Origin of the sequence: Pantoea sp. YU22 (genome assembly GCF_003970755.1) — a bacterium.
Lineage (GTDB): Bacteria > Pseudomonadota > Gammaproteobacteria > Enterobacterales > Enterobacteriaceae > Pantoea > Pantoea piersonii.
In genome coordinates this window covers 685,323-710,316 of sequence record NZ_RYDU01000001.1, presented here as the reverse complement: position 1 = coordinate 710,316, position 24,994 = coordinate 685,323, and the positions used below count along the sequence as shown (strand labels likewise).

Below are 24,994 nucleotides of genomic sequence, written 5' to 3'. Positions count from 1 at the left end.
GCGCGCCTTTTTTACCTCTGTCGCGCCAGATGCGCCGTCACGGGTTACGCCTTCAGATAATGATGGATCGACGCCAGATCTTTTTCGCCGTAGCCCGCGTCAACCGCCTGCTGCCACAGTTCGGCGATATGCTCCAGCGCCGGCAGTTTTGCATCGCCCTTCGCCTCTAACGCCAGCTTCGCGTCTTTCAGCGCCCAGACCAGATGCATCTGCGGGGTAAAATCTTCGCTGGCGATCATGGCGAGTTTCACTTTAGCGTAAGGGGCTGCCAGCGGGCCGCCCTCCAGCACGTTCCACAGATCCTCGGTGGTGAAGCCGAACTCCTCCGCCAGGCGCGTGCTCTCTGCCAGGCTCTGCATCAGGCCGATCAGCCAGCTGTTGACCACCAGCTTCATGCGTGACGATTTCCCCGCCTCGCCCAGCCACTGGGTGCCTTTGCCAATAGCGGCGAAAACCGCTTCCGCTGCCTGCGCGCGCGACTGATCGCCGCTGGCCATCACCAGGATCTGCGCATTTTCAGCCGGCGCTTTGGTGCCGGAGACGGGCGCGTCGATAAAGAGCACGTCCGGACGCTGCCCGGCGCACCAGGCGATCAGGGCATCGGTTTTCTCGACGCCGATGGTGCCCATCTGCGCGATAGTCGCCCCCTGCTTCAGCGCGTCTTTAACCTGGTGCAGCGTCTTTTCCGTGGTCTCGCCGTCGGCGAGCATGGCAATAACCACATCTGCGTCGCGCACCGCCTCTTCCGGGCTGTCGCTCAGCTTCAGCCCGGACGCGACCAGATCGTCGCCGCGCGCCCGCGTACGGTTCCAGCCATACACGGTAAATCCTTTTTTCAGCAGGTTGGCGGCGAAGGCATGCCCCATGGCCCCTAAACCTAATACGGCGACTGCAGGTTGTTGACTCATACTGACTCCTCTGGTTGTCGTGACGGACAGATGTTTGCGGCGCTGCGCCCGGATGGGCGTTATCATTAACGCATTCTGGAAAGTAAACATTTAAGACTGAAGGGAAAGTCAGCAAAAATCCAGCCTGGGAAAACATTTTTCGACGCTGAATTTCGCATAAAACCACCTTATTATTTACGCTTTTCAAATAATCGTAAAAAGCCTTAACATACGCGCCTAATGTTCCATTTGGTTCATTTCATCTCTTTATTACGGTCTTTCACTCATGAAAATTGCATCACTGCGTCAGGTCAGCGTGCTGTTGCCTGCTATACTGCCGCTGCCCCTGCTGGCGGCTGACAATACCGGCAGTACGATGGTCGTCAGCGCCGCGCCGGCGCAAACCGGCCTCTCTGAACTTGATACGCCCGCCGCCGTCAGCGTGGTGAGCGGCGAAGATATGCGTCAGGCCGCGCCGCGCGTTAACCTGTCGGAAAATCTCGGCAGCGTGCCGGGGCTGCAAATCCAGAACAGGCAAAATTACGCCCAGGATCTGCAGCTTTCGGTGCGCGGTTTTGGTTCGCGCTCTACCTACGGCGTGCGCGGGCTGCGCATGTACGTGGACGGCATTCCCGCCACCATGCCCGACGGACAGGGACAAACTTCCAATATCGATATTGGCTCCATTGACCATATCGAAGTGCTGCGCGGCCCCTTTTCCGCGCTCTACGGCAACGCCTCGGGCGGCGTGATTAACGTCGAGACCCAGACAGGCCAGCAGCCGCCGACGCTGGAAGCGAGCAGCTGGTACGGCAGCTACGGCAGCTGGCGCAACAGCGTCAAAGCGAGCGGCGCCACCGGCGACGGCACCCATGCGGGCGACGTCAACTACACCGTTTCCGCCTCGCGTTTCACCACCCACGGCTACCGCGACCACAGCGCGGCGCAGAAGAACCTCGGCAACGCGAAGCTGGGCGTTCGCATCGACGATGTCAGCAGCCTGACGCTGCTGTTTAACAGCGTACATATCGACGCGCAGGATCCTGGCGGCCTGACGCCGGATCAGTGGCGCGCGAATCCGCGCCAGGTGGTCAGCAACGTAACGCTCTATAACACGCGCAAAACCGTGGATCAGACCCAGGGCGGCCTGCACTACCAGCGCCAGATGAGTGAAAACGACGATCTCAGCGTCATGATGTACGCCGGGATCCGCGAAACTACCCAGTATCAGTCGATCCCGAAAAGCGTGCAGCTCAACCCTAAACATCCAGGCGGCGTCATCGACCTGACGCGCCACTATCAGGGCATCGACACGCGCTGGACGCATCGCGACACCCTGTTCAGCGTGCCGGTAACGCTGACCGGCGGACTCGACTATGAAACCATGACCGAGCGCCGCAAAGGTTTTGAGAACTTCAACGCGACCGACTACGGCGTAAAAGGCGATATTCGCCGCAACGAACGCAACCTGATGTGGAATCTGGACCCCTACCTGCAGACCGCCTGGCAGCTCACCGATAAATGGTCGCTGGACGCCGGGCTGCGCTACAGCACGGTAAACTTTGATTCCAACGACTATTACATTACCTCCAGCAACGGCGATGACAGCGGTGACGCGCGCTATCACAAATGGCTGCCCGCCGCGTCGCTCAAGTACGCTATCGACAACAGCTGGAACGCCTATCTCTCCGCGGGTCGCGGCTTTGAAACGCCGACCATTAACGAACTCTCCTATCGCGCCGATGGCGAAACCGGCCTCAATACCGGACTGAAACCGGCGACCAGCGATACGGTGGAACTGGGAACGAAAAAACGCATCGGCAACGGCCTGATCACCGCTGCGCTGTTCCAGACCGATACCAAAAACGAAATCGTCACCGACACCAGCAGTGGCGGCCGCACAACCTATAAGAACGCCGGAGAGACCCGTCGGCGCGGTCTGGAGCTGGGCGTGGATCAGCAGTTCGCCGCAGACTGGCGAGTGAAGGCGGCCTGGACGCTGCTCGACGCGCGCTATCGCAGCAACGCATGCGGCGATGAGAGCTGCGACGGCAAACGCATCCCCGGCATTGCGCGCAATATGCTCTACACCGGTCTGGAGTATGCGCCGGAACAGGGCTTTTACGCGGGCGCGGAGATGCGCTATATGAGCAATATCGCCGCCGATGACCAGAACGAGGTGAAGGCGCCCTCCTATACCGTCGCGGCGCTCAACAGCGGCTATAAATGGCTGGTGCAGAACTGGACGCTGGATCTCTTCGGTCGCGTCGATAACCTGTTCGACCGCAACTATGTCGGTTCCGTTATCGTTAACGAAGGCAATGGACGCTATTTCGAACCGGCGCCGGGACGCAATTACAGCGTCGGGCTGACGGTGAGCTACGCGTTTCAGTAAGGAATATCGCCCCGGCCAGCGCCGGGGCGAGCGTTATTTCTCGCGCCGCGCCATCCAGCTGGCGATCCAGCGTGACAAAATCGGGCCGGTGAACATCACCACGATAAAACGCCCGGTCTGCATCGCCATCACAAACGGCATATTAACGTTGCTCGACGCGGCAATAATCGCCACTGAATCGGCGCCGCCCGGGCTGGTCGCCAGATAGGCGGTCAGCGGATCGATACCGGCAAACTTCACCAGTAAAAAGGCGAACAGGCCGCAGATGGCTATCAGTGTCAGCACTGACAGCAGCACGCGCGGGAAGGCGTGCGCCGCATAGCGCAGGATCTCGGCGCTGAAGCGCAGGCCGATACCCCAGCCGACAAAGGCGTAAGCCAGCGCCAGCAGCCATTTCGGCAAAGTAATGTCGACCCAGCCGACATCCTGCACCACTGAGGCAACAATCAGCGTCATCAGCATCGGGCCGGCGGGAATACGCAACAGCCGCGCCGCCAGCACGCCTGCGGCAATGGTCAGTAAGGTAAAGAGAAAGGATAACGGCGCAAAAGGCGCGAAGAGATTGAGCGCGGGCGATGCTGCTGGTGCGCCGTCGCCGCCCGCCCAGAAGCGCGTCACCAGCGTCGCGACCAGCGCTACCATCATGACGCGCAGATATTGCATAAAAGCGACAAGGCGCACGTCGGCGCCAAAGCTCTCCGCCATCAGGGTCATGGCCGTTGCCGCGCCGGGCGACGAACCCCAGATAGCCGTCGAGCCTGGCAGCACGCGAAAACGCGCCAGCAGGCCACCGAGCGCCAGGCTGGCGACAATCACCGAGCCGACGCACAGCACAAACAGCGGCCAGTCGTCGGCGATTTCATGAAATATTGAGGCGGGGATCGCCGCAGCGATCATCGCGCCGACCGTCGCCTGGGCGCAGTTGAACAGCGGCCGCGATATTTTCAGCGCGCGGCCAGAGGCGGCAAAGCCAATGGCCGCGAACATCGGGCCAAGCAGCAGCGCAGCCGGAATATGCAGCCACTCCAGCGCCGCTACCAGCGCCACCGAGCTGAAGATCAGCCCGGCCCAGCGCGTCAGGCCCGCCTGCGCGATAGCCATCTTAACGCGCGTTGATCAGCGCCAGCACGTCGGCGGCACTGCCCGTCTCGCCAAGACGCGGGAATATCAGGCTGACGCTGTTATTGTGGGTATCGAGGTTAAGATCGGTCATGGCGTCGGTGGCCAGCGTGACGTTGTAACCTAATTCATACGCCTGACGCGCGGTGGATTCCACACCGATGCTGGTGGCGATGCCGCATACCACTACCTGCGTTACGCCGCGCTTCTGCAGCTCGGCGTGCAGTTCGGTATTGTGAAATGCGCCCCAGGTTTTCTTGGTCACGGTGATATCGCCCGGCTGCGGCGTCATCTCTGGCACCAGCGTCGCCCAGTCGGCGGGCAGCTCGCCGCTGTGGCGGCCCTGTTCGTTACGGCCCGGCGCGCCGCCGGCGACGTTCACCAGCACGACCGGCAGCTGACGGGCGCGGAACCCTTCGGCAAGTTGTGCGCAGAGGTCGATTACCGGCTGCGGCTCGTGCACCACCGGCAGGCGGACAATGCCGTGTTGCAGGTCGATGATAATCAGTGCGGTTTGGGTATCAAGGGTCGTCAGAGCCATGGAAAGTCCTCTCAGGATGCGTTGTCGGCGAGTCGTTGCAGTAAGGGTATAGCGGAGAGCAGCAGTTGCTGCTCGCTGGCGCTGAGCTGCGTATCGATAGCGCGCACCAGCCAGTCATCGCGCATGGCGCGGTTAGCGGCAATCAGCGCGCGGGCGGCTGACGTCGGCGAGTAGCGGGTTTTGCGTCCGTCGTGCGGATCCGCTTCGCCCTGCACCATGCCCACCGCCAGCAGGCTGGCGACGGTTGCGCCCATCGACTGGGTGCGTACCCCTTCCGCCGTGGCCAGCTCGGTAATGGTCATCGCGCCATCGCGCACCAGATACCCCAGCACCGACACCTGTGACCAGGTGAGATCGCCCGGCGGCGCGGATTCGCGCAGCCGACGGCTTAGCTTGCCTGTCACCATGCGCAGCATCGCGGCGGCTTCAGTCAGTTCGCTCATCGCCTTTCTCCTTACGTTAGCGCAAGTATAGAGATACGAAGGTAAACTGTGTAGTTTACCTTCGTATCAATTTGTAAGGTCAGGGACGTTTCAGGTAGTGGATCAGGCTGTGAAAACGCAGCGGCGTGGCAAGCGGATTGCGATAGCTGTGCGCCACGTCGGCTTCGAACTGCAACGCTTCGCCCGCCTGCAGCCTGCGCCAGACGCCGCGCATGCCGAGCAGCAGTTCGCCTTCTGTCACCACCACCTGCTCTATGCAGCCGCTTTCATGAGGGGATGAGTCGCTCTGCGCCCCCGCCGCCAGCTCTACCGCCAGCAAATCGAAGCGCAGCTGCGCATCGTAAGGCAGCAGCGGCCGCACCGTCATCTGCGCGTTGAGCTGGCTGAAGCGTGCGGACTCGCCGCTCTGCAGCCCGTTGCCCTGAATAAAAAAAGAAAACGGGACGTTAAAACCGGTGGCGATTTTCCATAGCGTCGCCACCGTCGGGCTGGACTCGCCGCGCTCGATCTGGCCGAGCATCGCTTTGCTGACGCCGGTGCGCTCCGCAGCCAGCGTCAGGCTCCAGCCGTTCGCCTGGCGCAGCTGTTTCAGCGCCTCGCTGAGATGCTGATGCAGATTTTCCATAGGCTTCTCCTGAAAACATGGCGGCAGTGTAGCACTTGAGCGCTATAGCGCACAGTGCTACGATGTGCGCTATAACGCACGAGGGAGGTTTTATGCAGCGCATCATGGCGCGATCCGCCTTTTCATTTCCGATTGTGGTCTCTGGTTTCGTCGCCGTGCTGGTCGGCTACAGCAGCTCAGCGGCCATTATTTTTCAGGCCGCGCAGGCTGCGGGTGCTTCTGCGACGCAGATCGGCGGCTGGCTGTCGATGCTGGGCATTGCGATGGGGGTAGGCTCGCTCGGCCTCTCTCTCTGGACGCGGATGCCGATCCTCTGCGCCTGGTCCACGCCTGGCGCGGCGCTGCTGGCGACCAGCCTTCACGGCCTCTCGATTAATGAAGCGGTCGGCGTGTTTATCTTCGCCAACGCACTGATTGTGCTGAGCGGCGTCACCGGGCTGTTTGCGCGCCTGATGAATATCATTCCCCCTGCGCTGGCGTCGGCGATGCTCGCCGGCATTCTGCTGCGCTTTGGCCTTGAGGCGTTTACCGGCCTGCAGAGCGATTTTGCGCTGTGCGGCGCGATGTGTCTCGTCTGGCTGCTGGCGCGACGCTGGCTGGCGCGCTACGCCATTTTAGCCACGCTGGCAGTGGGCGTTGCGGTCGCGCTGGCGCGGCACGCGATTCATTTCCCGGCGGATGCGGCGAGCTTCGCGCTGCCGCAGGGCATTATGCCGCACTTTAGCCTGACCGCGCTGCTGGGCATCGGCCTGCCGTTTTTCCTGGTGACCATGGCGTCGCAAAATGCGCCAGGCATCGCCACGCTGCAGGCGCACGGCTATCAGCCGCCGGTCTCCGCGCTGATGAGCTGGTCCGGCCTGGTCGCCCTGCTGCTGTCGCCATTTGGCGGGTTTTCCGTCTGTATCGCCGCGATTACCGCCGCCATCTGCATGGGCGAAGAGGTAGACGCCGACCCGCGCCGCTGCTGGATGGCCGCCGCGCTGGCAGGCGTTTTTTATCTGCTGGCCGGGCTCTCTGGCGCGCTGATCGCCACGCTGTTTGTCGCGCTGCCGCCGCCGCTGATCGCCACCCTTGCCGGTCTGGCGCTGCTGTCGACCTTCAGCGGCAGCCTGACGCGCGCGCTGTCGGAACCCGATACGCGCGATATCGCCGCGATTACTTTTCTGATTACCGCGTCCGGCCTCTCGCTGTTCGGCATTGGCGCCGCTTTCTGGGGGCTGGTCGGCGGTATGCTGGCGCATGCCGTGCTGAAGCGTCGCGCCGCTTAATCACCTGGGCGCGCTGCATATTTTTCATCGCAGCGCGCGAAAAACGCCCTTAATTATCGTTTTTTCCGGCGTTTGATTTGCTCTTGCTCCGCGTAAAATCACTCCAATCGCCGATAACACACGATTTTCTGCCTCAGAATTCGACCGATAAGGGCCCAACAGGTGGCAAAAACTTTTCTGCGCAGCGGCAATCTTGACGCGGTGCTGGCGCTGGGTGAAAACGGCCAGCCGGTCTACGCATCCGCCCTGCAAATTCGTGAAACGCTACGTCTGCGTCGTCAGACGGTACTGGCAAACTGCCTGGCCATTCCCCAGCCAAACGAGCGCGGCGACCGCCTCGACTGGTATGCGCCGTTCAGCGGCAAAGTAAAATCCTGGCTCGGGGCCAGCGATCATGAGCGCCGTCAGGCGCTGGATCAGCTGACGGCGACGCAGCAGGAGATGCAGGATCTCAGCGCACGCGCGCGCGAAGCTGACAACCCGGCGATGCGTCTGTTCGGCGCGCTGCTGGCCAAAGCGCTGCAGTTTCCCGATCAGCAGTATGTCTTTCTGGTGGATGGCAAGCCGGTAATCACCTTCTGGGGATTTGTCGACGCACAGGCGCGCACGCGCGACGATGCGCTCGCCTGCCTGCGCGATACGCTGGATGAATCTCTGCCGTCGCTGCTGCCGGAACCGGTGGTGGTCGAGCCGCAGCCGGAGATGCCGCTGATTATCGCGGAGCCGGAGACACAGCCTGAGCCTGAGCCGCAGCCTGAACCTGCCGCCGAAGCGCCGCCGGTTGTGGCGCCGCCCGCGCCGCGCCGCGCCTTCCGCATCGGGTATCTCGCGCCGGTCGCGCTGGCCGTTGCCGCCGCGGCCGCTTTCTGGCTGCATCAGCCTCAGCCGACCCCCGTCGCCGCGCCGCAACCGGCCGCGCCGGTCGCCGCGACTATCGCGCCCCCAGCCGCGCTGATCGCCGCGCAGAAACTCGCCTCAACCCTGCCGCAGACGCCAGCAAGCGTCGCCATGCCTGCCGACCCTTCAGCTCCTTCCGCAACGCTCGCCAGCGTAGTGACGCCTGCCGTACCGGTTGCCGCAGACGCCGCGCTGAAAATGAGCGTGGAGGATGTTCGCAACGGCGCAATTAACGTCGTCGACGGGCGCTGGCGCGTGGTGATGCAGAATTCCTTGCCGGGCGGCGCTTCGCCGGTGCTGCACTATGAGCTCAGCGCAGGCAAAGGCAGCGCCACGGTCACCCAGGGTAATAATCTGCGCTGCACCGCCGACGAAGTCACCGCCGCCATGCTCGGCAGCGGTCAGCTGTCGGTTCGCAGCCGCTATACTGCCAAATGCAGCGACGGTTCGCGCTACCGCATGCCGCAGCTGATGTGTAAACCGGGAGACGGTGCCGCCGTGTGCGAAGCGCTGTTCAGCGACAACAAATCCTTCCCGATGACGATTAAGCGTGAGAGTAAGTAACCATGTTGGCTCCCCTGATCGATGACAAACAAAAAATCACGCTGATTGAAGAGAGCGGCGTACAGTTTCTGGATTTTGGCCTGCGCATCGCCGCAGGTCAGGCGCGCCGCCAGTTTGTACGCCAGACGGCGAATGGTCCGCTGCTGCGCCTGAACGTTGACGGCAACAGCGGCAAGTTTCTGCTCTATCCGCAGGACGGCGGCGCGCCGGAAGTGGTGCGTCCGGAATCGGACGTGGCGCTGGCCGACTCGCTGACGCTGCTGGCTGACTGCTGGCTGCCGCTGCCGATGCTGCGCTGCGCCAGCGGCCGTCGTTTTATCGGCGGCCCGGAAAACTGGGCGCGTCTGCGCCTCACGGCGCTGGCGCAGCCCGATGCGGCGGGCAATACCCATCGCGTGACGCTGGCATTCGATACCCGCTGCGTAGCGGAAGAGGATGGCGGCGAGCAGCTCGGCCTCACCTCCGCCGACGCGCAAAACGGCGTGACCTTCTCTCTCGCCTGGCATAACTACGAGCTGGGCGAGTTTCTCGATCATATCTGGGTCGACGGCTGGCTGCGCGAGGCGTTCAGCGACCGCGTCGGCGATCGCCGCGAACAGGCAATCGCGCAGGCGCTGCGCGAGTTTGAGTATCAGGCGCACTACCTCAACCTGCTGGAGCTGCTCGGCGAGCAGCTCAACCTCAGCGATATCCATCTTCAGGCCGCCACCCAGCAGACGCCCGCGGTTAATGTCGACATTATTCTCGACGTCGGCAACTCGCATACCTGCGGCATTCTGGTGGAAGATCATCCCGAAGAGAGCAATGGCCTGAAGCAGACTTACGAATTGCAGCTGCGCGACCTCTCGCAGCCGCATCAGGTCTACAACGAACTGTTCGACAGCCGCCTGGAGTTCGCAGAAACCCATTTCGGCAAGGCGAGTTTTTCGCTACAGAGCGGCCGCGAAAACGCCTTTATGTGGCCGTCGCTGACGCGCGTCGGCCGCGAAGCGAGCCGCCTGGCGCTGCAGCGCGCCGGTCTTGACGGCAGCACCGGCATCTCCAGCCCGCGCCGCTATCTGTGGGACGAGGCTCGCTATCAGCCAGGCTGGCGCTTTAACCAGCCGCACGGCACGAACGAGCCGCAGGCCAACGCCGCGCCCTTCACTTTTCTGCTCAATGATGAAGGCGAGCCGCTGCACGCGCTCTCCGCCGACGACCGCCTGCCGGTTTTTTCCGCGCACTACAGCCGCAGCTCGCTGATGACCTTTATGCTGTGCGAACTGCTGGCACAGGCGCTGATGCAGATGAACAGCGCGGCCCAGCGTCAGCGTATGCCGCAGAGCCACGCGCCGCGTCAGCTGCGCCACGTCATTCTTACCCTGCCGTCGGCAATGCCGAAGCCGGAGCGCGAGATTTTCCGTCGCCGCATGCAGCAGGCGATCGCGCTGGTGTGGAAAGCGGAAGGCTGGCACGCCGCCGACGAGCCGTTCGACGCCGATGCACCGCCAGTATGCCGCAAGCCGGTGCCGGACGTGCAGATGGAGTGGGACGAAGCGACCTGCGGCCAGATGGTATGGTTGTTTAACGAAACCCAGGTCAATTTCGCCGGCCGCGCGCAGGATTTCTTCAGCAGCACTGCGCGCCCGGATCGGCCGCGCGAAACGGATGAAGTGCCGGGCAAAAGCCTGCGCATCGCCTCGATCGATATCGGCGGCGGCACCACCGATCTGGCGATCACCCACTACCGTCTCGATGATGGCCAGGGCAATAACGTCAAAATCACTCCGCGCCTGCTGTTCCGCGAGGGATTCAAGGTCGCGGGCGACGATATTCTGCTGGACGTCATTCAGCTCTGGATCCTGCCCGCTCTGCAGCAGAGCCTGCAAAAGGCGGGCCTCGCCCTTGCCGAGCCGCTGCTGAACAAGCTGTTCGGCCATGACGGCCGCCTCGACGGTCAGGCCACGCTGCGCCAGCAGGCGACGCTGCAGCTGTTTATTCCGCTGGCGCAGGCGGTGCTGGAGCGTTATGAGAACTGGGACCCGCTGGAGAGCCATGCGGAGATCAACGCCCTGTTCGGCGAACTGGTGGCCAGCCCGCCGGCCGACGCGGTGCTCGCCTTTATCAACGGCGAAATCCAGCGTGCGCTGGGCGCTGGCAGCGGTTTCGATCTGCTGGAAGTGCCGCTGATCGTCAGCCTGGCGCAGCTGCACGCCGAGTTTATGCAGCACCGCATGGCGATTATTCCGGCGCTGCGTTCGATGTGCGAGGTGGTGTCGCTCTATCAGTGCGACGTGCTGCTGCTCACCGGTCGGCCGTCGCGCTTCCCCGGCATTCAGGCGCTGGTGCGCCATCTGCAGCCGCTGCCAGGCAGCCGCATTCTGTCGCTGGAGGGCTATCACACCAGCGACTGGTATCCCTTCAACAAACATGGTCGTATTGATAACCCGAAATCCACCGCGGCGGTCGGCGCGATGCTCTGCCTGCTGGCGCTGGATCTGCGTCTGAACAGCTTCTGGTTCCGCGCGGGCGATTTCGAACCCTACTCAACCATTCGCTACCTCGGCGTGCTCGACGAGAACCAGGCGTTGACCGACGATAACCTTTGCTACAGCGATATCGATCTCGACGATCAGGGTTTTGCGCTGGATCGTAAGAGCAGCTTCCGTATTCGCGGCAACGTCTGTCTTGGCTTCCGCCAGCTGGATAATGCCCGCTGGCCCGCTTCGCCGCTCTACAGCCTGACGCTGAACGACGCCCAGCTGGCGCGTAAAGTCGCCGGAGAGAGCGTGCTGCGCGTGAAGCTGGCGGTAGCGCCGGGCCCGACGCTACCCGGCCCGGAGCGTCTGGTGCTGAGCGACGCGCGTCTTGACGACGGCACGCGCGTGCCGCTTGAACAGCTGAGCCTGAAGCTTAATACTCTCTCGCCGACGGGCAACGCCAACGCCCAGTACTGGATTGACAGCGGAAGCCTTTGTAAACGATGAGAACTGTAAAGCCCCGCCAGCCGCAAACGCTGGCAAAACGTCTTGGCCTGCTGCAGGAGGCGCTCAACGCCAGCCTGGAGTGGGTTGCCGAACACCGCGACGCGTCGCCGCGTCTGGCGCTGGAAGCGGACACCTTTACGCGCCAGCTGCGCCGCGCCCGCGCCCAGAGCGATGCGCTGGCCCAGCAGGTGGCGCGCCCGGTTACGCTGGCGCTGTTCGGCCAGTCACAGGCGGGCAAAGCCTGGCTGCTGAACGAAATGGTCGCCGACGCGCAGGGCCAGATGCTGACGCGCCTCGGTGAAAAGACGCTGAACGTTTTTCAGCAGATCAACCCCGGCAATCTCGATTTTGCCGCCGCGACCCGCTACTGCCACCAGCGCGAAGCGCTCTCCAGCGAATGGCCGGTAGAGCTGGCGCTGCTGAGCGAGGCGGAAATTGTACGTCTGGTGCTGAGCTGCCGCGGCGAAGCGCCGCAGCCGGAAAGCGCGCATCTCGATCAGCAGCTGCAGCGCCTGCAGCGTCAGCGCCTCACTACGCCGGTCGGCGGACTCGACAGCGACGCGCTGGTCACGCTCTGGGCCTGGAGCCGCCGTCACCGCTGTCACGACGCGCGGCTCGATCGCCATTTCTGGCCGCAGGCGGTAGAGCTTGCCCCCGCGCTCAGCGTGGACGATCGGGTACAGCTTTTTGCGCTGCTGTGGCCGACCCAGCCGGAGCTGAGCGAGGCGCTGCGCGCGCTGCTGCATTTACGCCATCAGCTGCGCAGCGCCAGCCGCGTGCTGGCGCCGCTCAGCCTGCTGGTCGACGACGCGCTGCTGCCGAGCGAGCAGCTGATCGCGCACGCCAGCGAGCAGGATCGCCAGATGAAGGTGGAAGTCTGCCCGCTTAACGGCAACCGCATCGGCAAGCCGCAGCAGGTGCCGCTCGGCTGGCTGACGCTGCTGACGCTGGAGCTGGTGCTTCCTCTGAGCTCGACGCCGCGCACCGCCCTCTATGACGACGCCGATATGCTGGATCTGCCTGCGCCCGGCGCGCCCGCCGATGCGGCGGCGCTGGAGGAGCGCCAGCGGCTGGAACAGCAGGATCCGCTGCGCGCACGGCTGCTGGAACAGAAACGCGCCCTGCTGCCCGGTCTCTACGCCGCGCGCCAGGGGATCGATTTAATGCTGGTCTGTACCGCCGCCAGCCAGCGGCAGGATGCCGATCTCGCCAGCCGCGCCCTGCGCGAATGGCAGCTGCATCAGCCGCCGCGGGAAAGCGGCGAAAAGCCGCGCCTGATTTGGGCGATTACCCCTTACGATGCGCGTCATCAGCAGATCAACGTGGATGAGGCGGTGCAGCGCCAGATCGGCCAGCCCGGTCAGCGCTGGGGTTCGATGCTGGCGCTCGATCGCGCCGGCGTCGATCGGATGGCGGAGTGGCTTCAGGAAGAGATGCAGCCGGATGCGCGCCGCGACAGGCTGCTGACAGAGCTGCGCGACCTGCAGCACAGCGTGCTGGAACGTCGCCTGCTGCCCTGGACCGAAGCCGACGGCAGCCCTGAGCAGGCCGCGCGCAAACAGACCATCGCCGATTCGCTGCTGAAATGTCTGCAGCACCGCACCGGCCTGCACGGCGAACTGCTGGAGCGGCTGCAGCCGCCGCGGGAAGCGCTGCGTCAGCTCTGGCTTAGCCAGCATGACGCGCCCGCCACCGCCGCCGCGATCCGCACAGAGGCGCCGGCACAGCACTTCGGCGTCGGATTTGAATTCGATCTCTTTAGCGATACGCCGCTGGCGGAGCCTGCGAGCGTGCCGCATCACGTCAGCGCCGCCGGTCAGAGTTTTGCCCGTCAGGTGATGGCGCTGTGGCTCGATCATCTGCGCGAACTGCCGGAGAACCGCAGCCTGCTGACGTTGCTGAATGTGGATCGCGTTACGCTGGAGTGGCTGGTAGAGGAGTTGATTGTTGCCAGCTTCCGTCTCGATATGCTGACTTCGCTGGAGCAGGCGCTGCATGAACCGGAAAACCCGTCCGTTAGCCATGAATCGCGCGCCGATCGCCAGGTGTCCCGCGCGATGACGGTGCTGGGCGATTTTGTCGCCTGGCTGGGTTTTTTACAGCGCGACGACGCCGAGCGGCCGCCGAGCCGCGTCAATCGCGGTCAGCCTGTTTTTGCGCGTCCGCCCGCGCCGAGCGTCAACTTTTCCGCCGGGCAGCGTCTGACGCGCTTATCCGCCGCGCCGGCCAACCATACCGCCTACTATATTTATGACTGGCTGGTGGGCCTGAATTCGGTGATCCTCGAGAACAACGGGTACGCCGGTGGCCGCGATGTCACGCCTGCGGCGCGCGAGGCTCTGGCCGCCATCCTTAACACGCTGCGCAGCTAATCCCGCTTCAGGTGCAGGTCGCCGTCCAGCGCCTGCGCCGCCTCTTCCAGCAGTTCCAGCACGGCGGCGAATTCGTCGCTCTTTTCCAGGCCCGCTGCATGGCGCAGATGAATACGCGCCGGCAGCGCCATGCCGCCGGTCAGCCAGTCCCACAGCGCGTCGAGATTATTACCGAAGGCGAACGGGCAATGGCTCTGCTGCGCCAGCGTCTGATAGAGCGCGTCGCGATTCGGCAGGCGATGAAAATCGAGCGTAATCTTCAGCATCTTCAGGGCACCTGCTTAAAGCTGCGGTAATGATCGGTAGTGATATAGACCAGGCCGTCTGAGGAGTAGACCAGCCGGTCCGCCTCGCGATGACCGCAGCGATAGTTGACGTCCGCCTCATACCATAAGCGTCCGCTGCGCTGCGGCAGGCGCTTTTCACGGTTGCCGAAGCGATCGCCGCCGATCGCCTTGCCCGGCAGCGCCTCGCACAGGTTGCCTTTGGCTGGATCCCAGCCGAGGCGGCGCGCGTCGTTTTTGCTGATGTAATAGGCTGGCAGCTGCTGATGTTGCAGCAGGTAACGCGCCACGGTGCGCGCATCCGTCAGCGTGCTGATATCGCTGGCGTTTGATGAAGGCAAAGAATTCAGATGGGGTTTAAAACCGGCCCAGGCGGCCGCAAGCACGATAACCAGTGCAATCCAGAGTTTTTTCGACATGATGGCATCCCAGACAACAGGACGCTGATGATACCAGCTTTAACGTTGAGATGCAGCGCGGGCCAGCAATGCTGGCCCTGCGGGGATCACTGCATCGCTTGCATCTGCGCCCCATGGCGACGCCATGCGCCTGGCGCGACGCCATACTGACGTTTAAAGCTGCGGTTGAAGGATTGCTGCGAGTCGAAGCCCAGCGAAATCGCTACGTTGAGGATAGGCTCGTTGGTGGTGGTCAGACGATCCGCGGATTTTTTCAGTTTCTTGATGCGAATGTACTCACCCAGCGGGTAGCCGGTGTGCTCTTTAAACATACGCTGCAGGTGCCATTTGGAATAGCCTGCGCGCTCCGATACGGTGTCCAGATCCAGACGTGCTTCGATGTTGTTATCAATCCAGTCGATTAGATCGTGAATAAATGCGTCGCTCATCATCCCATTTTCTCCCGTCGCCGTTGCGAACAGTATCAGTATCAGTTGCAATTACACTTTAAGGGTGACTGACTTTGCCATTTAATGCAAGTTGGATTGATACATTAAATGCCGCACTCGCCGTAAGGTCATTCTCCGCCCCGCCACGCCTGCGCACTGCATCAACCAAAACCGCACATAAAGTGTATCAGATATTCTTGCAGTTGCTGGATACCCGAGCCTACACTCCTCGCGATAAATTGCAATCTTAAAAGTTGCAAATATTGGCCCGCCCTTGTGGGCTCTTTTCTAACGCTATGCGGAATAACAATAATGAACAGACAAACGAAGTGGGTTCGTCAGGGTTCAACCCTTCTGGGCGCGGTGCTGCTAAGCAGCATACTCAGCGGATGTGACAAAGGCGTGGCGCAAAACGCCCCGCCGCCGCCCCCTCAGGTCAGCGTCGCCGATGTGGTGGTGAAACCGGTCAGCCAGTGGGACAGCTTTAACGGGCGCATCGAGGCGGTACAGAGCGTCCAGCTGCGTCCGCGCGTCTCCGGCTATATCGACGCCGTGAACTACCGTGAAGGCGACGAAGTAAAAAAAGGCCAGGTGCTGTTCACTATCGATGATCGCACCTACCGCGCCGCGCTGGAGCAGGCGAAAGCCGAACTGGCGCGCGCGCGCAGTCAGGCCGCGCTGGCGCGCAGCGAATCGGCGCGTACCGAAAAGCTGATCGGCACTCAGGCGATTTCACGCGAGCAGTGGGAGCAGCGTCGCTCTGCCGCCAGCCAGGCGCAGGCGGACGTGCTCTCCGCCGAAGCGGCCGTGGATATGGCGCAGCTCAATCTTGACTTTACCCGCGTGACCGCGCCGATCGACGGACGCGCCAGCCGCGCCATGATCACCACCGGTAACCTGGTGACCGCCGGCGACAGCGCCAGCGTGCTTACCACGCTGGTGTCGCAGGATCGCATGTATGTCTACTTCGATGTCGATGAAACCACCTTCCTTCATTACCAGGCGATGGCGCGTCAGGGAGAGCAGCGCGGGTCGCTGCCGGTCGAGATCGGCCTGGCGGGCGAAAACGGCTATCCGCACCGCGGCATGGTCGATTTTACCGACAACCAGCTTACCGCCAGCACCGGCACCATCCGCATGCGCGCCCAGCTCGATAACCGCCAGCGTCAGTTTACGCCCGGCCTCTTCTCTCGCGTACGCCTGCCGGGCAGCGCACAGTTCCAGGCGCTGCTGATTGACGATAAAGCGGTGCTCACCGACCAGGACCGCAAATATGTCTATGTGGTGGACAAAGACGGCAAGGCGCAGCGCCGCGATATTCAGCCCGGCGCGATGGCTGAAGGTTTGCGCATTGTGAAAAGCGGACTGCAGTCGGGCGATCGGGTGATTGTCGACGGGCTGCAAAAAGTGTTTATGCCCGGAATGCCGGTAACGGCACAGCAGGTCGCGATGCGCGCGGCTAACGCCAACTAACTGAGGCTACTGCCGCTATGGACTTCTCCCGCTTTTTTATCGACCGGCCGATATTCGCCGCCGTTTTGTCGATTTTAATTTTTGTGACCGGCCTGATCGCCATTCCGCTGCTGCCGATCAGCGAATATCCGGACGTCGTGCCGCCCAGCGTGCAGGTGCGCGCTGAATATCCCGGCGCGAATCCGAAGGTGATCGCCGATTCCGTGGCGACGCCGCTGGAAGAGGCGATCAACGGCGTTGAAAATATGATGTATATGAAGTCGGTGGCCGGTTCCGATGGCGTGCTGGTGACCACCGTCACCTTCCGCCCGGGCACCGATCCCGATCAGGCGCAGGTGCAGGTGCAGAACCGCGTCGCGCAGGCGGAAGCGCGTCTGCCGGAAGATGTGCGCCGCCTCGGTATCACCACCCAGAAGATGTCGCCGACGCTGACGCTGGTGGTGCATATGTTCTCGCCGCACGGCAAGTATGACTCGCTCTACCTGCGCAACTACGCCACGCTGAAGGTGAAGGATGAGCTGGCGCGCCTGCCGGGCGTCGGCCAGATCCAGATCTTCGGTGCGGGCGAATATGCGATGCGCGTCTGGCTCGATCCTAATAAAGTGGCCGCGCGCGGCCTGACCGCCGCCGACGTGGTCACGGCGATGCAGGAGCAGAACGTGCAGGTTTCGGCTGGTCAGCTCGGCGCTGAGCCGCTGAAAAAGCAGTCTGACTTTCTGTTATCCATCAATACCGCGGGCCGCCTCGAAAACGAGCAGCAGTTCGGCAATATCATTCTGAAAACCTCAAGCGACGGCTCGCTGGTGCGGCTGCGCGACGTGGCGCGCATTGAGATGGGTTCCGGCAGCTACGCGCTGCGTTCTCAGCTCAATAATAAAGATGCGGTCGGTATCGGTATTTTCCAGGCGCCGGGCGCAAACGCCATCGATCTCTCTAACGCGGTACGCGCCAAAATGAACGAGCTGGCGACGCGTTTCCCGAATGATGTGCAGTGGGCCGCGCCTTACGACCCGACGGTGTTCGTGCGCGACTCTATCAGCGCGGTGGTGCATACGCTGCTGGAAGCGGTCGCCCTGGTGGTTCTGGTGGTGATCCTGTTTCTGCAGACCTGGCGCGCCTCGATTATTCCGCTGCTGGCGGTGCCGGTCTCGGTGGTCGGCACCTTTAGTGTGCTCTATCTGCTCGGCTTTTCGCTCAATACCCTGAGCCTGTTCGGGCTGGTGCTGGCTATCGGCATTGTGGTGGATGACGCCATCGTGGTGGTGGAGAACGTCGAGCGTAATATCGCGCTGGGCCTCTCGCCACAGGCGGCGGCGCATCAGGCAATGCGCGAGGTCTCCGGGCCGATTATCGCTATCGCGCTGGTGCTGTGCGCGGTGTTTGTGCCGATGGCGTTTCTCTCTGGCGTTACCGGTCAGTTCTATAAGCAGTTCGCGGTGACCATCGCCATCTCGACGGTGATCTCCGCCATTAACTCGCTGACGCTCTCGCCTGCGCTGGCGGCAAAGCTGCTGAAAGACCACCATGCGCCGAAAGATATTCCAACGCGCATTATCGATCGCCTGCTCGGCTGGCTGTTCCGCCCGTTTAACCGCTTCTTTAACAGCAGCGCGCACGGTTACGAAGGGCTGGTCGGCAAAACGCTGCGTCGACGCGGCGCGGTCTTCGGCGTCTATGTGCTGCTGCTGGCGGGCGCGGCCTTTATGTTCCACGCCGTGCCGGGCGGGTTTATCCCGACGCAGGATAAGCTCTACCTGATCGGCGGCGTGAAAATGCCGGAAGGCTCATCGCTGGAACGTACCGATGAGATGATCCGCAAGATGAGCGAAATCGGTATGAACACCGAAGGCGTCGCCTACTCCGTCGCCTTCCCCGGCCTGAATGCGCTGCAGTTCACCAACACGCCGAATACCGGTACGGTGTTCTTCGGCCTGAAGCCGTTCAACGAGCGTAAGCACAGCGCGGCGGAGATCAACGCTGAAATCAACGCGAAAATCTCTCAGCTGCAGCAAGGGTTCGGCTTCTCAATTATGCCGCCGCCGATTCTGGGTCTCGGCCAGGGCTCGGGCTATTCGCTCTACGTGCAGGATCGCGCGGGTCTGGGCTATGGCGCGCTGCAGACGGCGATCAATACCCTTTCCGGCGCGGTCATGCAGACCCCAGGCATGCACTATCCGATCTCCTCTTACCAGGCGAACGTGCCGCAGCTGGATGTGCAGGTCGATCGCGATAAAGCCAAGGCGCAGGGCGTGTCGCTGACCGATCTCTTCAGTACGCTGCAAACCTATCTCGGCTCCTCGTATGTTAACGACTTCAACCGTTTTGGCCGCACCTGGCGCGTGATGGCGCAGGCGGACGGTGAATTCCGCGACAGCGTGGAAGATATCGCCAACCTGCGCACCCGCAACGATCGCGGCGAAATGGTGCCGGTCGGCAGCATGGTGCATATCACCACCACTTACGGCCCCGATCCGGTGATCCGCTATAACGGCTATCCGGCGGCGGATCTGATTGGCGATGCCGACCCGCGCGTACTCTCTTCCGCGCAGGCGATGACCCAGCTGGAAGCGATGTCCAGCCAGCTGTTGCCGAACGGCATGAATATCGAGTGGACCGATCTGAGCTATCAGCAGGCGACACAGGGCAATACCGCCTTTATCGTCTTCCCGGTAGCGGTGCTGCTCGCGTTCCTGGTGCTGGCCGCGCTCTATGAGAGCTGGACGCTGCCGCTGGCGGTGATCCTGATTGTGCCGGTGACGATGCTGTCGGCGCTGATCGGCGTCTGGCTGACGGGCGGCGATAACAACGTCTTCGTACAGGTCGGCCTGGTGGTGCTGATGGGGCTGGCGTGTAAGAACGCCATTCTTATCGTGGAGTTCGCCCGGGAGCTGGAGATGCAGGGCAAAGGCATCGTGGAGGCGGCGCTGGAAGCCTGTCGCCTGCGTCTGCGCCCTATTGTGATGACCTCTATCGCCTTTATCGCCGGTACCGTGCCGTTGATTCTGGGCGAAGGCGCGGGCGCCGAGGTGCGCGGCGTTACCGGTATTACCGTGTTCGCCGGGATGCTGGGCGTCACCCTGTTCGGCCTGTTCCTGACCCCGGTATTTTACGTGACGTTGCGTAAGCTGGTGACGCGCAAAGCGCCGAAAGAAACGTTGCAGACCGCGTAATGAATAAAGGGCGGTCCTGGATCGCCCTTTATCACTCTCTTACAGGCAGAAATAAAAAAAGCCGCTTCGCGGCTTTTAATCATTTTGCGTGGTAAGTCTTTTTATTACGACTTAGGACGCGTCAGGAAAACCAGGGTGCCGATGATAATATCGCCTACCACCCAGAGGATACCTAGCATCATCGCTCCCATGCCCGCGCCCAAAGCAGCCCCGGCTCGCTCAGCTTCAGAAGCCGCATTGTTGACTACCTCTCCGCTTGCCCCCAGCCCTTTGAAAACGGCGTAGATCATAAAAATATTGAAGACAATAAAGAGTATCTTCACGATCTTTCCAAACAGGGACCGCTTTGGCTTTTTAACCTGGTGTCCGCAGGATGGACATTTAAACGCTGAATCGCTGATTCGCGCAGTGCATTCCGGGCAGTTGATTAACGCCATTTCTCTCTCCTTAGAAACTAATAATCAGCCGGAAAAATACTCTTATCCTGAATTATCAATCGAATAAAAAACCCGCCATTTAGACGGGTTCTTTTGCTATAGCGCCAGATTCAGCGGATTCTGGCCGCAGGGCATCGCCTGTGACAGGCATAAAAAAAGCCGCATCAGCGGCTTTTTTTACAGAGGTCCTCTATCGCACCCGGCTCAAGTACCGCTGCACACTCGGTTTCATTGCCTTTTTTTAGCTCTTCGAGCGCGTCGGCAACGGTGCGTTTTTCCAGAACGTCCAGCGACGCCTGTTCGGCCTCATCCGCAATGGATTTAAAGTACCAGCAGAGATTGGCGCTGACCAGGCAGCGCGGCGCGACGTCTGGACGCGACGCCCAGAGCTTTTTGTCTTCAATCACTGAGGTGTAAATATCGCGCAGCGTGATTTCGCTGGCCGGACGACCTAAATGGATCGAACCGGTGCGGCCAAGCGTCGAGACAATAATGCCGTCGCGGGTTAGCGGAACCATTAGCTTACGGATGAAACTGGGGTTCGCTTCAAGGCCGTATGCCAGAATGGCGCTGGTCGAGCGTTTACCCATTTGCTCCGCCATCGCTACGCTAAGAACCATTTGCAAAGCTGTCGGGAAGCGGTAATCAAGCATTTCTTTATCCTGAGTTGCGGTGCATCTTATTGTTTTATTGCCGCGTAAGTGAACATTCAGTGAGCAATAAATATAACAAACACTGTTGCTTTTTAGAAGCAAGGCTACTGCGCCAGGGCACGTATTCATTAAAACCCGGCTGCCGACAGCACAAGCTGTTCAGCCCGCGGCGCAGCGGCTTTCGCACTGCCCTTAACGCGGCTCTGCCGCTGCCGACGGCAGTCGCTGTTTAAGCGCCATAACCAGCGCGACGTTAAGCAGCGCCAGCGCGCAAAGCATCCACAGCGTAGCGGAAGCGCCGAGCGTTTCAAACAGATAACCGCCCGCCACCGGCGTCAGCGCCTGACCGATAAGCGCCGGACGCGCCATACGACCAACAACAACGGCATACGCCTCCGGTTTGACCATCGCCAGCGGTAAAGTTCCCCGCACAATAGCGCGCAAACCATTTCCCGCGCCGTAGAGCACCATGCTGAGCAGCGCAAACTGCGGGAATAACGCCAGCGCCAGCAAACCGAGCGCCACCAGTCCCACCGAGAAAAACGCCGTCCAGATGGGATGGCCGCGCTTAAACAGAATATCCACTACCCGCGATCCTACCTGGCAAGGCCCGAGTATGGCGCTGATCCCCAGCGCAGAGGCCAGCGTATAACCGCTCGCCTGCAGCAAAGCGATCAGCTGTACTGAGATAGCTGTCATGATCACCGAGGCCAGCGTGAAAATAGCGCATAACAGCCAGAACAGCGACGGCGCGATATCGCTCTGCTGCGCACGCGCGGCTGGCGCTCTCGGTTTCAGAGCCAGAGACTTATCTGGCAGTGCGTAAAAATAGGCCGGTAACACCAGCAGCAGCATCATTGCGGCAATAGCGAAACAGGCGTCGCGCCAGCCAAGCAGATGAATAAGCAACGCAGTGCCGGGCCAGACCAGCGTGGTGCAAAACCCAGAGATAAGCGTAATGCTGGTAATTGCGCTGCGCGCCTGCCCGCCGTAGCGCGTACCCAGCGTGGCAAACAGCGCATCGTAAAGCCCCATCGCCATACCGACGCCAGTAATCGTCCAGGCGCCAAGAAACAGCGGCAGCGAGTGGCTTAATCCCATGATAACGAGTCCGGCCGCCATCACCGCCCCGCTCAGCGCCAGCAGCATGCGGCCGCCGGTACGCGCGATAATGCGTCCACTGAGCGGCGCCAGCAGGCCGGAAACCAGAATGCCGGTCGAGAGCGCGCCATAGACCCACTGCTGCGACCAGCCGGTTTCGGCGACGATGGGAGCCGCCATCACGGCCATCAGATAAAACGAACCGCCCCACGAGAGTATCTGCACCAGTCCCAGCACCACCACCGCCAGCACGCCAGGTTTATTCTGTTGATTCACATCCATCACCGTTTTGTACAGGTAGCGGCTTTTATAACATGTTATGACATAAGGAAAAAACCGAAACGGCGCTCTGCGGCCTGCTTTTCCTGTCAGGCTGGCAGACTGCACTGTTTTGATAATATCTTCTATAAGTATGTTGTAACTATTTAAGCAAATTGCAGAGCGGGCCACTCTCTGCCACATTAGGGTATGTTGTAACTATGGAGACGAATAATGCGTTACGACCTGATTTCTGACCTGCATGACTGCGCCAATAGCCTCGAACGTTCGCTGGCCGAGTTACGCGAGATGATTATGGCGCAGCCGCTCTTGATCGCGCGGGTGTTCTCGCTGCCGCCAGTCGAAAAAGGCCACGAACATGACGCAGTAACCGAAATTGCCGTTGAACAGCATCTGGGCGAAGCCGCGCGCGAGATGGCGCTGGCGCACTTCTGTCGGCTCTTTATGCAGCATCAGTCCGAGAAACTGAGTACCAAAGCCGCCGTCCGCCTGCCCGGCGCCATCTGCATCGAAGCAGAAGGCGAACGCGAAGCCGCCCTCACCGCTCAAATCGCGCAGGTGAATCAATACAAGGCGCGGCTGGAGCAGATCATCACGGTGGAGTCCGGCCTGCCGAGCGAGGCGCGGTTTGAGTTCGTGCATCAGCATCTGCGCGGCCTGATTACGCTCAACGCCTATCGCGCCATTACGCTGCTGCAGGCGCCGGACAGCCTGCGTTTCGGCTGGGCCAACAAGCACGTCATTAAAAACGTGAAGCGAGAAGAGATTATCGCGCAGCTGGAGAAGAGCCTGAGCGCTAACCGCGCGCAGGCACCCTGGACGCGCGAACAGTGGGCGGAAAAAGTGCAGGATGAGCTGGAGAGCGTCCGCGCCCTGCCCGCCACCGCGCGGCTGAAGATAAAACGCCCGGTAAAAGTGCAGCCTATCGCGCGCGTCTGGCGCGCCGAGGAGAAAAAGCAGACCCAGCTCGCCTGCCCGTCGCCGATTATCGTGCTCTGCCGCGACCGCACTCAGGTGCCGGTGCTGGGAGAGTTGCTGAACTACAACGCGGATAACGTACAGCATCGCTATAAGCCAGCGGCGGAGCCGCTCAACCTGCTGATCCCGCGCCTGCATCTGTGGGTCGACTGCCCGATATAACGCAACAAGGCCAGCAGCGCTGGCCTTGTTTGACTCTGCTGGTTACGACTTCATGCTGCCGACCATATCTTCCGGACGCACCCAGGCGTCAAACTCCTCTTCGGTAAGATAGCCCAGCTTCAGCGCCGAGCCTTTCAGCGTCAGCCCCTCTTTGTGCGCTTTTTTCGCAATTTCGGCCGCTTTGTCATAGCCGATATGGGTATTCAGCGCGGTTACCAGCATCAACGACTCATTGAGCAGCTGCGAAATGCGGTCGCGGTTCGGCTCAATGCCGACGGCGCAATGGTGGTTAAAGCTGTCCATACCGTCAGCCAGCAGACGCACCGACTGCAGGAAGTTGTGAATGACCATCGGACGGAAGACGTTCAGTTCGAAGTTGCCCGAGGCGCCGCCGATATTGATGGCCACGTCGTTGCCCATCACCTGGCAGCAGAGCATCGTCATCGCTTCGCACTGGGTCGGGTTCACCTTGCCCGGCATGATGGAACTGCCCGGCTCGTTCTCGGGAATAGAAAGCTCGCCGATGCCGCAGCGCGGCCCTGAGGCCAGCCAGCGCACATCATTGGCGATCTTCATCAGCGAGGCCGCCAGCCCTTTCAGCGCGCCGTGCGCATGCACCAGCGCATCGGTTGTCGCCAGCGCCTCGAACTTATTCGGCGCGGTGACGAACGGCTGCCCCGTCAGTTCGGCCAGCGCTTTCGCCACGCGCACCGCGTATTCCGGATGGGTATTCAGCCCGGTGCCCACGGCGGTGCCGCCCAGCGCCAGTTCCGCCAGGTGGGGAATGCTCTGCTCGATATGTTTGAGGTTATGCTCCAGCATCGCCACCCAGCCGGAGATCTCCTGGCCCAGGGTCAGCGGCGTCGCATCCTGCAGGTGGGTACGGCCGATTTTGACGATATCTTTAAAGGCGCTGGATTTCTCGCTCAGCGTTTTTTTCAGCACGTCAATCTGCGGGATCAGCTTTTCGCGCAGCGCGATTACCGCCGCCACGTGCATCGCGGTCGGGAAGACGTCGTTAGAACTCTGGCTTTTGTTCACATCGTCGTTGGGGTGCACCAGGCGCGACATGCCGCGCTCGCCGCCGAGGATTTCACTGGCGCGGTTGGCCAGCACCTCGTTCATATTCATATTGGTCTGGGTGCCGGAACCGGTTTGCCAGATAGCCAGCGGAAATTCGCCGCTGTGCTGATCGGCCAGCACTTCATCGGCGGCTTTGACGATCGCTTCGGCCCGATCGGCAGGCAGCAGGCCGAGATCGCGGTTCACGGTGGCGGCGGCGCGCTTGGTCTGCGCTAACGCATAGACCAGTTCGGTGGGCATTTTTTCTGTCGAGATACGGAAGTGTTCCAGCGAGCGCTGCGTTTGCGCGCCCCATAACTTGTCTGCGGGTACATCAATGGGCCCCATTGAATCTTTTTCAATGCGAGTGGCTGCCATGTCTACGTCTCCTTTAGCACAGGTTGTGGTGATTGTTCGTCCAGTGCGGCAAGCCCCCTGGACGCGCAGAATCCTTACATACAAGAATTTAAC

20 protein-coding genes are annotated in these 24,994 nt (G+C 61.5%); 8 read left to right on the top strand and 12 right to left on the bottom strand.

Going from position 1 to position 24,994, the window contains the following annotated elements; genetic code table 11:
• Window positions 1–44: 44 nt before the first annotated feature.
• Window positions 45–908, bottom strand: a complete 864-nt coding sequence (locus tag EKL29_RS03410; RefSeq protein WP_126688847.1) for an NAD(P)-dependent oxidoreductase — start codon at window positions 906–908, stop codon at window positions 45–47.
• Between the two features lie 265 nt (window positions 909–1,173).
• Here EKL29_RS03410 and pqqU point away from each other — a divergent pair, with 265 nt between their 5' ends.
• Window positions 1,174–3,282, top strand: coding sequence for a TonB-dependent receptor PqqU (gene pqqU, locus EKL29_RS03405; RefSeq protein WP_311778957.1), 2,109 nt, complete (start codon window positions 1,174–1,176; stop codon window positions 3,280–3,282).
• Between the two features lie 33 nt (window positions 3,283–3,315).
• Here the strand turns inward: pqqU and EKL29_RS03400 are convergent, their stop codons facing one another.
• From EKL29_RS03400 to EKL29_RS03385, 4 genes are all read right to left on the bottom strand, one after another.
• On the bottom strand, window positions 3,316–4,383 hold the full coding sequence (locus tag EKL29_RS03400) for an AbrB family transcriptional regulator (RefSeq protein WP_126688846.1): 1,068 nt from the start codon (window positions 4,381–4,383) through the stop codon (window positions 3,316–3,318).
• A 1-nt stretch (window position 4,384) separates the two neighbouring features.
• On the bottom strand, window positions 4,385–4,942 hold the full coding sequence (locus EKL29_RS03395) for an isochorismatase family protein (RefSeq protein ID WP_120452525.1): 558 nt from the start codon (window positions 4,940–4,942) through the stop codon (window positions 4,385–4,387).
• 11 nt (window positions 4,943–4,953) lie between these two features.
• Window positions 4,954–5,385, bottom strand: a complete 432-nt coding sequence (locus EKL29_RS03390; RefSeq protein WP_126688845.1) for a MarR family winged helix-turn-helix transcriptional regulator — start codon at window positions 5,383–5,385, stop codon at window positions 4,954–4,956.
• Window positions 5,386–5,464: 79 nt separating this feature from the next.
• Window positions 5,465–6,010 carry a helix-turn-helix domain-containing protein gene (locus tag EKL29_RS03385; RefSeq protein ID WP_126688844.1) on the bottom strand — a complete coding sequence of 182 codons (546 nt, stop codon included), beginning with the start codon at window positions 6,008–6,010 and terminating at the stop codon, window positions 5,465–5,467.
• A 92-nt stretch (window positions 6,011–6,102) separates the two neighbouring features.
• Between EKL29_RS03385 and EKL29_RS03380 the strand changes: the two genes are divergently transcribed.
• From EKL29_RS03380 to EKL29_RS03365, 4 genes are all read left to right on the top strand, one after another.
• Window positions 6,103–7,278 (top strand): benzoate/H(+) symporter BenE family transporter, encoded by a 1,176-nt coding sequence (locus EKL29_RS03380; protein WP_311778956.1) that lies wholly within the window; start codon window positions 6,103–6,105, stop codon window positions 7,276–7,278.
• 162 nt (window positions 7,279–7,440) lie between these two features.
• Window positions 7,441–8,739 carry an SrfA family protein gene (locus tag EKL29_RS03375; RefSeq protein WP_126688843.1) on the top strand — a complete coding sequence of 433 codons (1,299 nt, stop codon included), beginning with the start codon at window positions 7,441–7,443 and terminating at the stop codon, window positions 8,737–8,739.
• Window positions 8,740–8,741: 2 nt separating this feature from the next.
• Window positions 8,742–11,705 (top strand): virulence factor SrfB, encoded by a 2,964-nt coding sequence (locus tag EKL29_RS03370; protein ID WP_126688842.1) that lies wholly within the window; start codon window positions 8,742–8,744, stop codon window positions 11,703–11,705.
• Window positions 11,702–14,077, top strand: coding sequence for a virulence factor SrfC family protein (locus tag EKL29_RS03365; protein ID WP_126688841.1), 2,376 nt, complete (start codon window positions 11,702–11,704; stop codon window positions 14,075–14,077). Before EKL29_RS03370 ends, EKL29_RS03365 begins: the two co-directional genes overlap by 4 nt.
• On the opposite strand, the gene EKL29_RS03360 is transcribed toward EKL29_RS03365, so the two are convergent.
• The 3 genes from EKL29_RS03360 to EKL29_RS03350 all read right to left on the bottom strand — a co-directional run bounded on the left by EKL29_RS03360 (window position 14,074) and on the right by EKL29_RS03350 (window position 15,211).
• A complete protein-coding gene (locus EKL29_RS03360) occupies window positions 14,074–14,343 on the bottom strand; it encodes a barstar family protein (protein WP_126688840.1) in 270 nt (89 codons plus the stop codon). The genes EKL29_RS03365 and EKL29_RS03360 overlap by 4 nt on opposite strands.
• A gap of 2 nt (window positions 14,344–14,345) precedes the next feature.
• Window positions 14,346–14,780, bottom strand: a complete 435-nt coding sequence (locus EKL29_RS03355; RefSeq protein ID WP_126688839.1) for a ribonuclease domain-containing protein — start codon at window positions 14,778–14,780, stop codon at window positions 14,346–14,348.
• An 86-nt stretch (window positions 14,781–14,866) separates the two neighbouring features.
• Window positions 14,867–15,211 carry a helix-turn-helix domain-containing protein gene (locus tag EKL29_RS03350; RefSeq protein WP_033747323.1) on the bottom strand — a complete coding sequence of 115 codons (345 nt, stop codon included), beginning with the start codon at window positions 15,209–15,211 and terminating at the stop codon, window positions 14,867–14,869.
• 309 nt (window positions 15,212–15,520) lie between these two features.
• Between EKL29_RS03350 and EKL29_RS03345 the strand changes: the two genes are divergently transcribed.
• The gene (locus EKL29_RS03345) at window positions 15,521–16,681 is read left to right on the top strand and encodes an efflux RND transporter periplasmic adaptor subunit (RefSeq protein WP_126688838.1); all 1,161 of its coding nucleotides are present in this window, start codon (window positions 15,521–15,523) and stop codon (window positions 16,679–16,681) included.
• Window positions 16,682–16,698: 17 nt separating this feature from the next.
• Window positions 16,699–19,851: a multidrug efflux RND transporter permease subunit OqxB gene (gene oqxB, locus EKL29_RS03340; protein WP_126688837.1), complete on the top strand. Its 3,153-nt coding sequence runs from the start codon at window positions 16,699–16,701 to the stop codon at window positions 19,849–19,851.
• Window positions 19,852–19,955: 104 nt separating this feature from the next.
• On the opposite strand, the gene EKL29_RS03335 is transcribed toward oqxB, so the two are convergent.
• The 3 genes from EKL29_RS03335 to EKL29_RS03325 all read right to left on the bottom strand — a co-directional run bounded on the left by EKL29_RS03335 (window position 19,956) and on the right by EKL29_RS03325 (window position 22,318).
• Window positions 19,956–20,288 (bottom strand): hypothetical protein, encoded by a 333-nt coding sequence (locus tag EKL29_RS03335; RefSeq protein WP_120452507.1) that lies wholly within the window; start codon window positions 20,286–20,288, stop codon window positions 19,956–19,958.
• A 164-nt stretch (window positions 20,289–20,452) separates the two neighbouring features.
• Window positions 20,453–20,941: an Rrf2 family transcriptional regulator gene (locus EKL29_RS03330; RefSeq protein WP_120452505.1), complete on the bottom strand. Its 489-nt coding sequence runs from the start codon at window positions 20,939–20,941 to the stop codon at window positions 20,453–20,455.
• Between the two features lie 192 nt (window positions 20,942–21,133).
• Window positions 21,134–22,318 carry an MFS transporter gene (locus EKL29_RS03325; protein WP_120452883.1) on the bottom strand — a complete coding sequence of 395 codons (1,185 nt, stop codon included), beginning with the start codon at window positions 22,316–22,318 and terminating at the stop codon, window positions 21,134–21,136.
• A 213-nt stretch (window positions 22,319–22,531) separates the two neighbouring features.
• Here EKL29_RS03325 and tus point away from each other — a divergent pair, with 213 nt between their 5' ends.
• Window positions 22,532–23,461: a DNA replication terminus site-binding protein gene (tus, locus tag EKL29_RS03320; RefSeq protein WP_126688836.1), complete on the top strand. Its 930-nt coding sequence runs from the start codon at window positions 22,532–22,534 to the stop codon at window positions 23,459–23,461.
• 42 nt (window positions 23,462–23,503) lie between these two features.
• On the opposite strand, the gene fumC is transcribed toward tus, so the two are convergent.
• A complete protein-coding gene (fumC, locus tag EKL29_RS03315; RefSeq protein ID WP_120452502.1) occupies window positions 23,504–24,901 on the bottom strand; it encodes a class II fumarate hydratase in 1,398 nt (465 codons plus the stop codon).
• Between the last annotated feature and the right edge of the window lie 93 nt (window positions 24,902–24,994).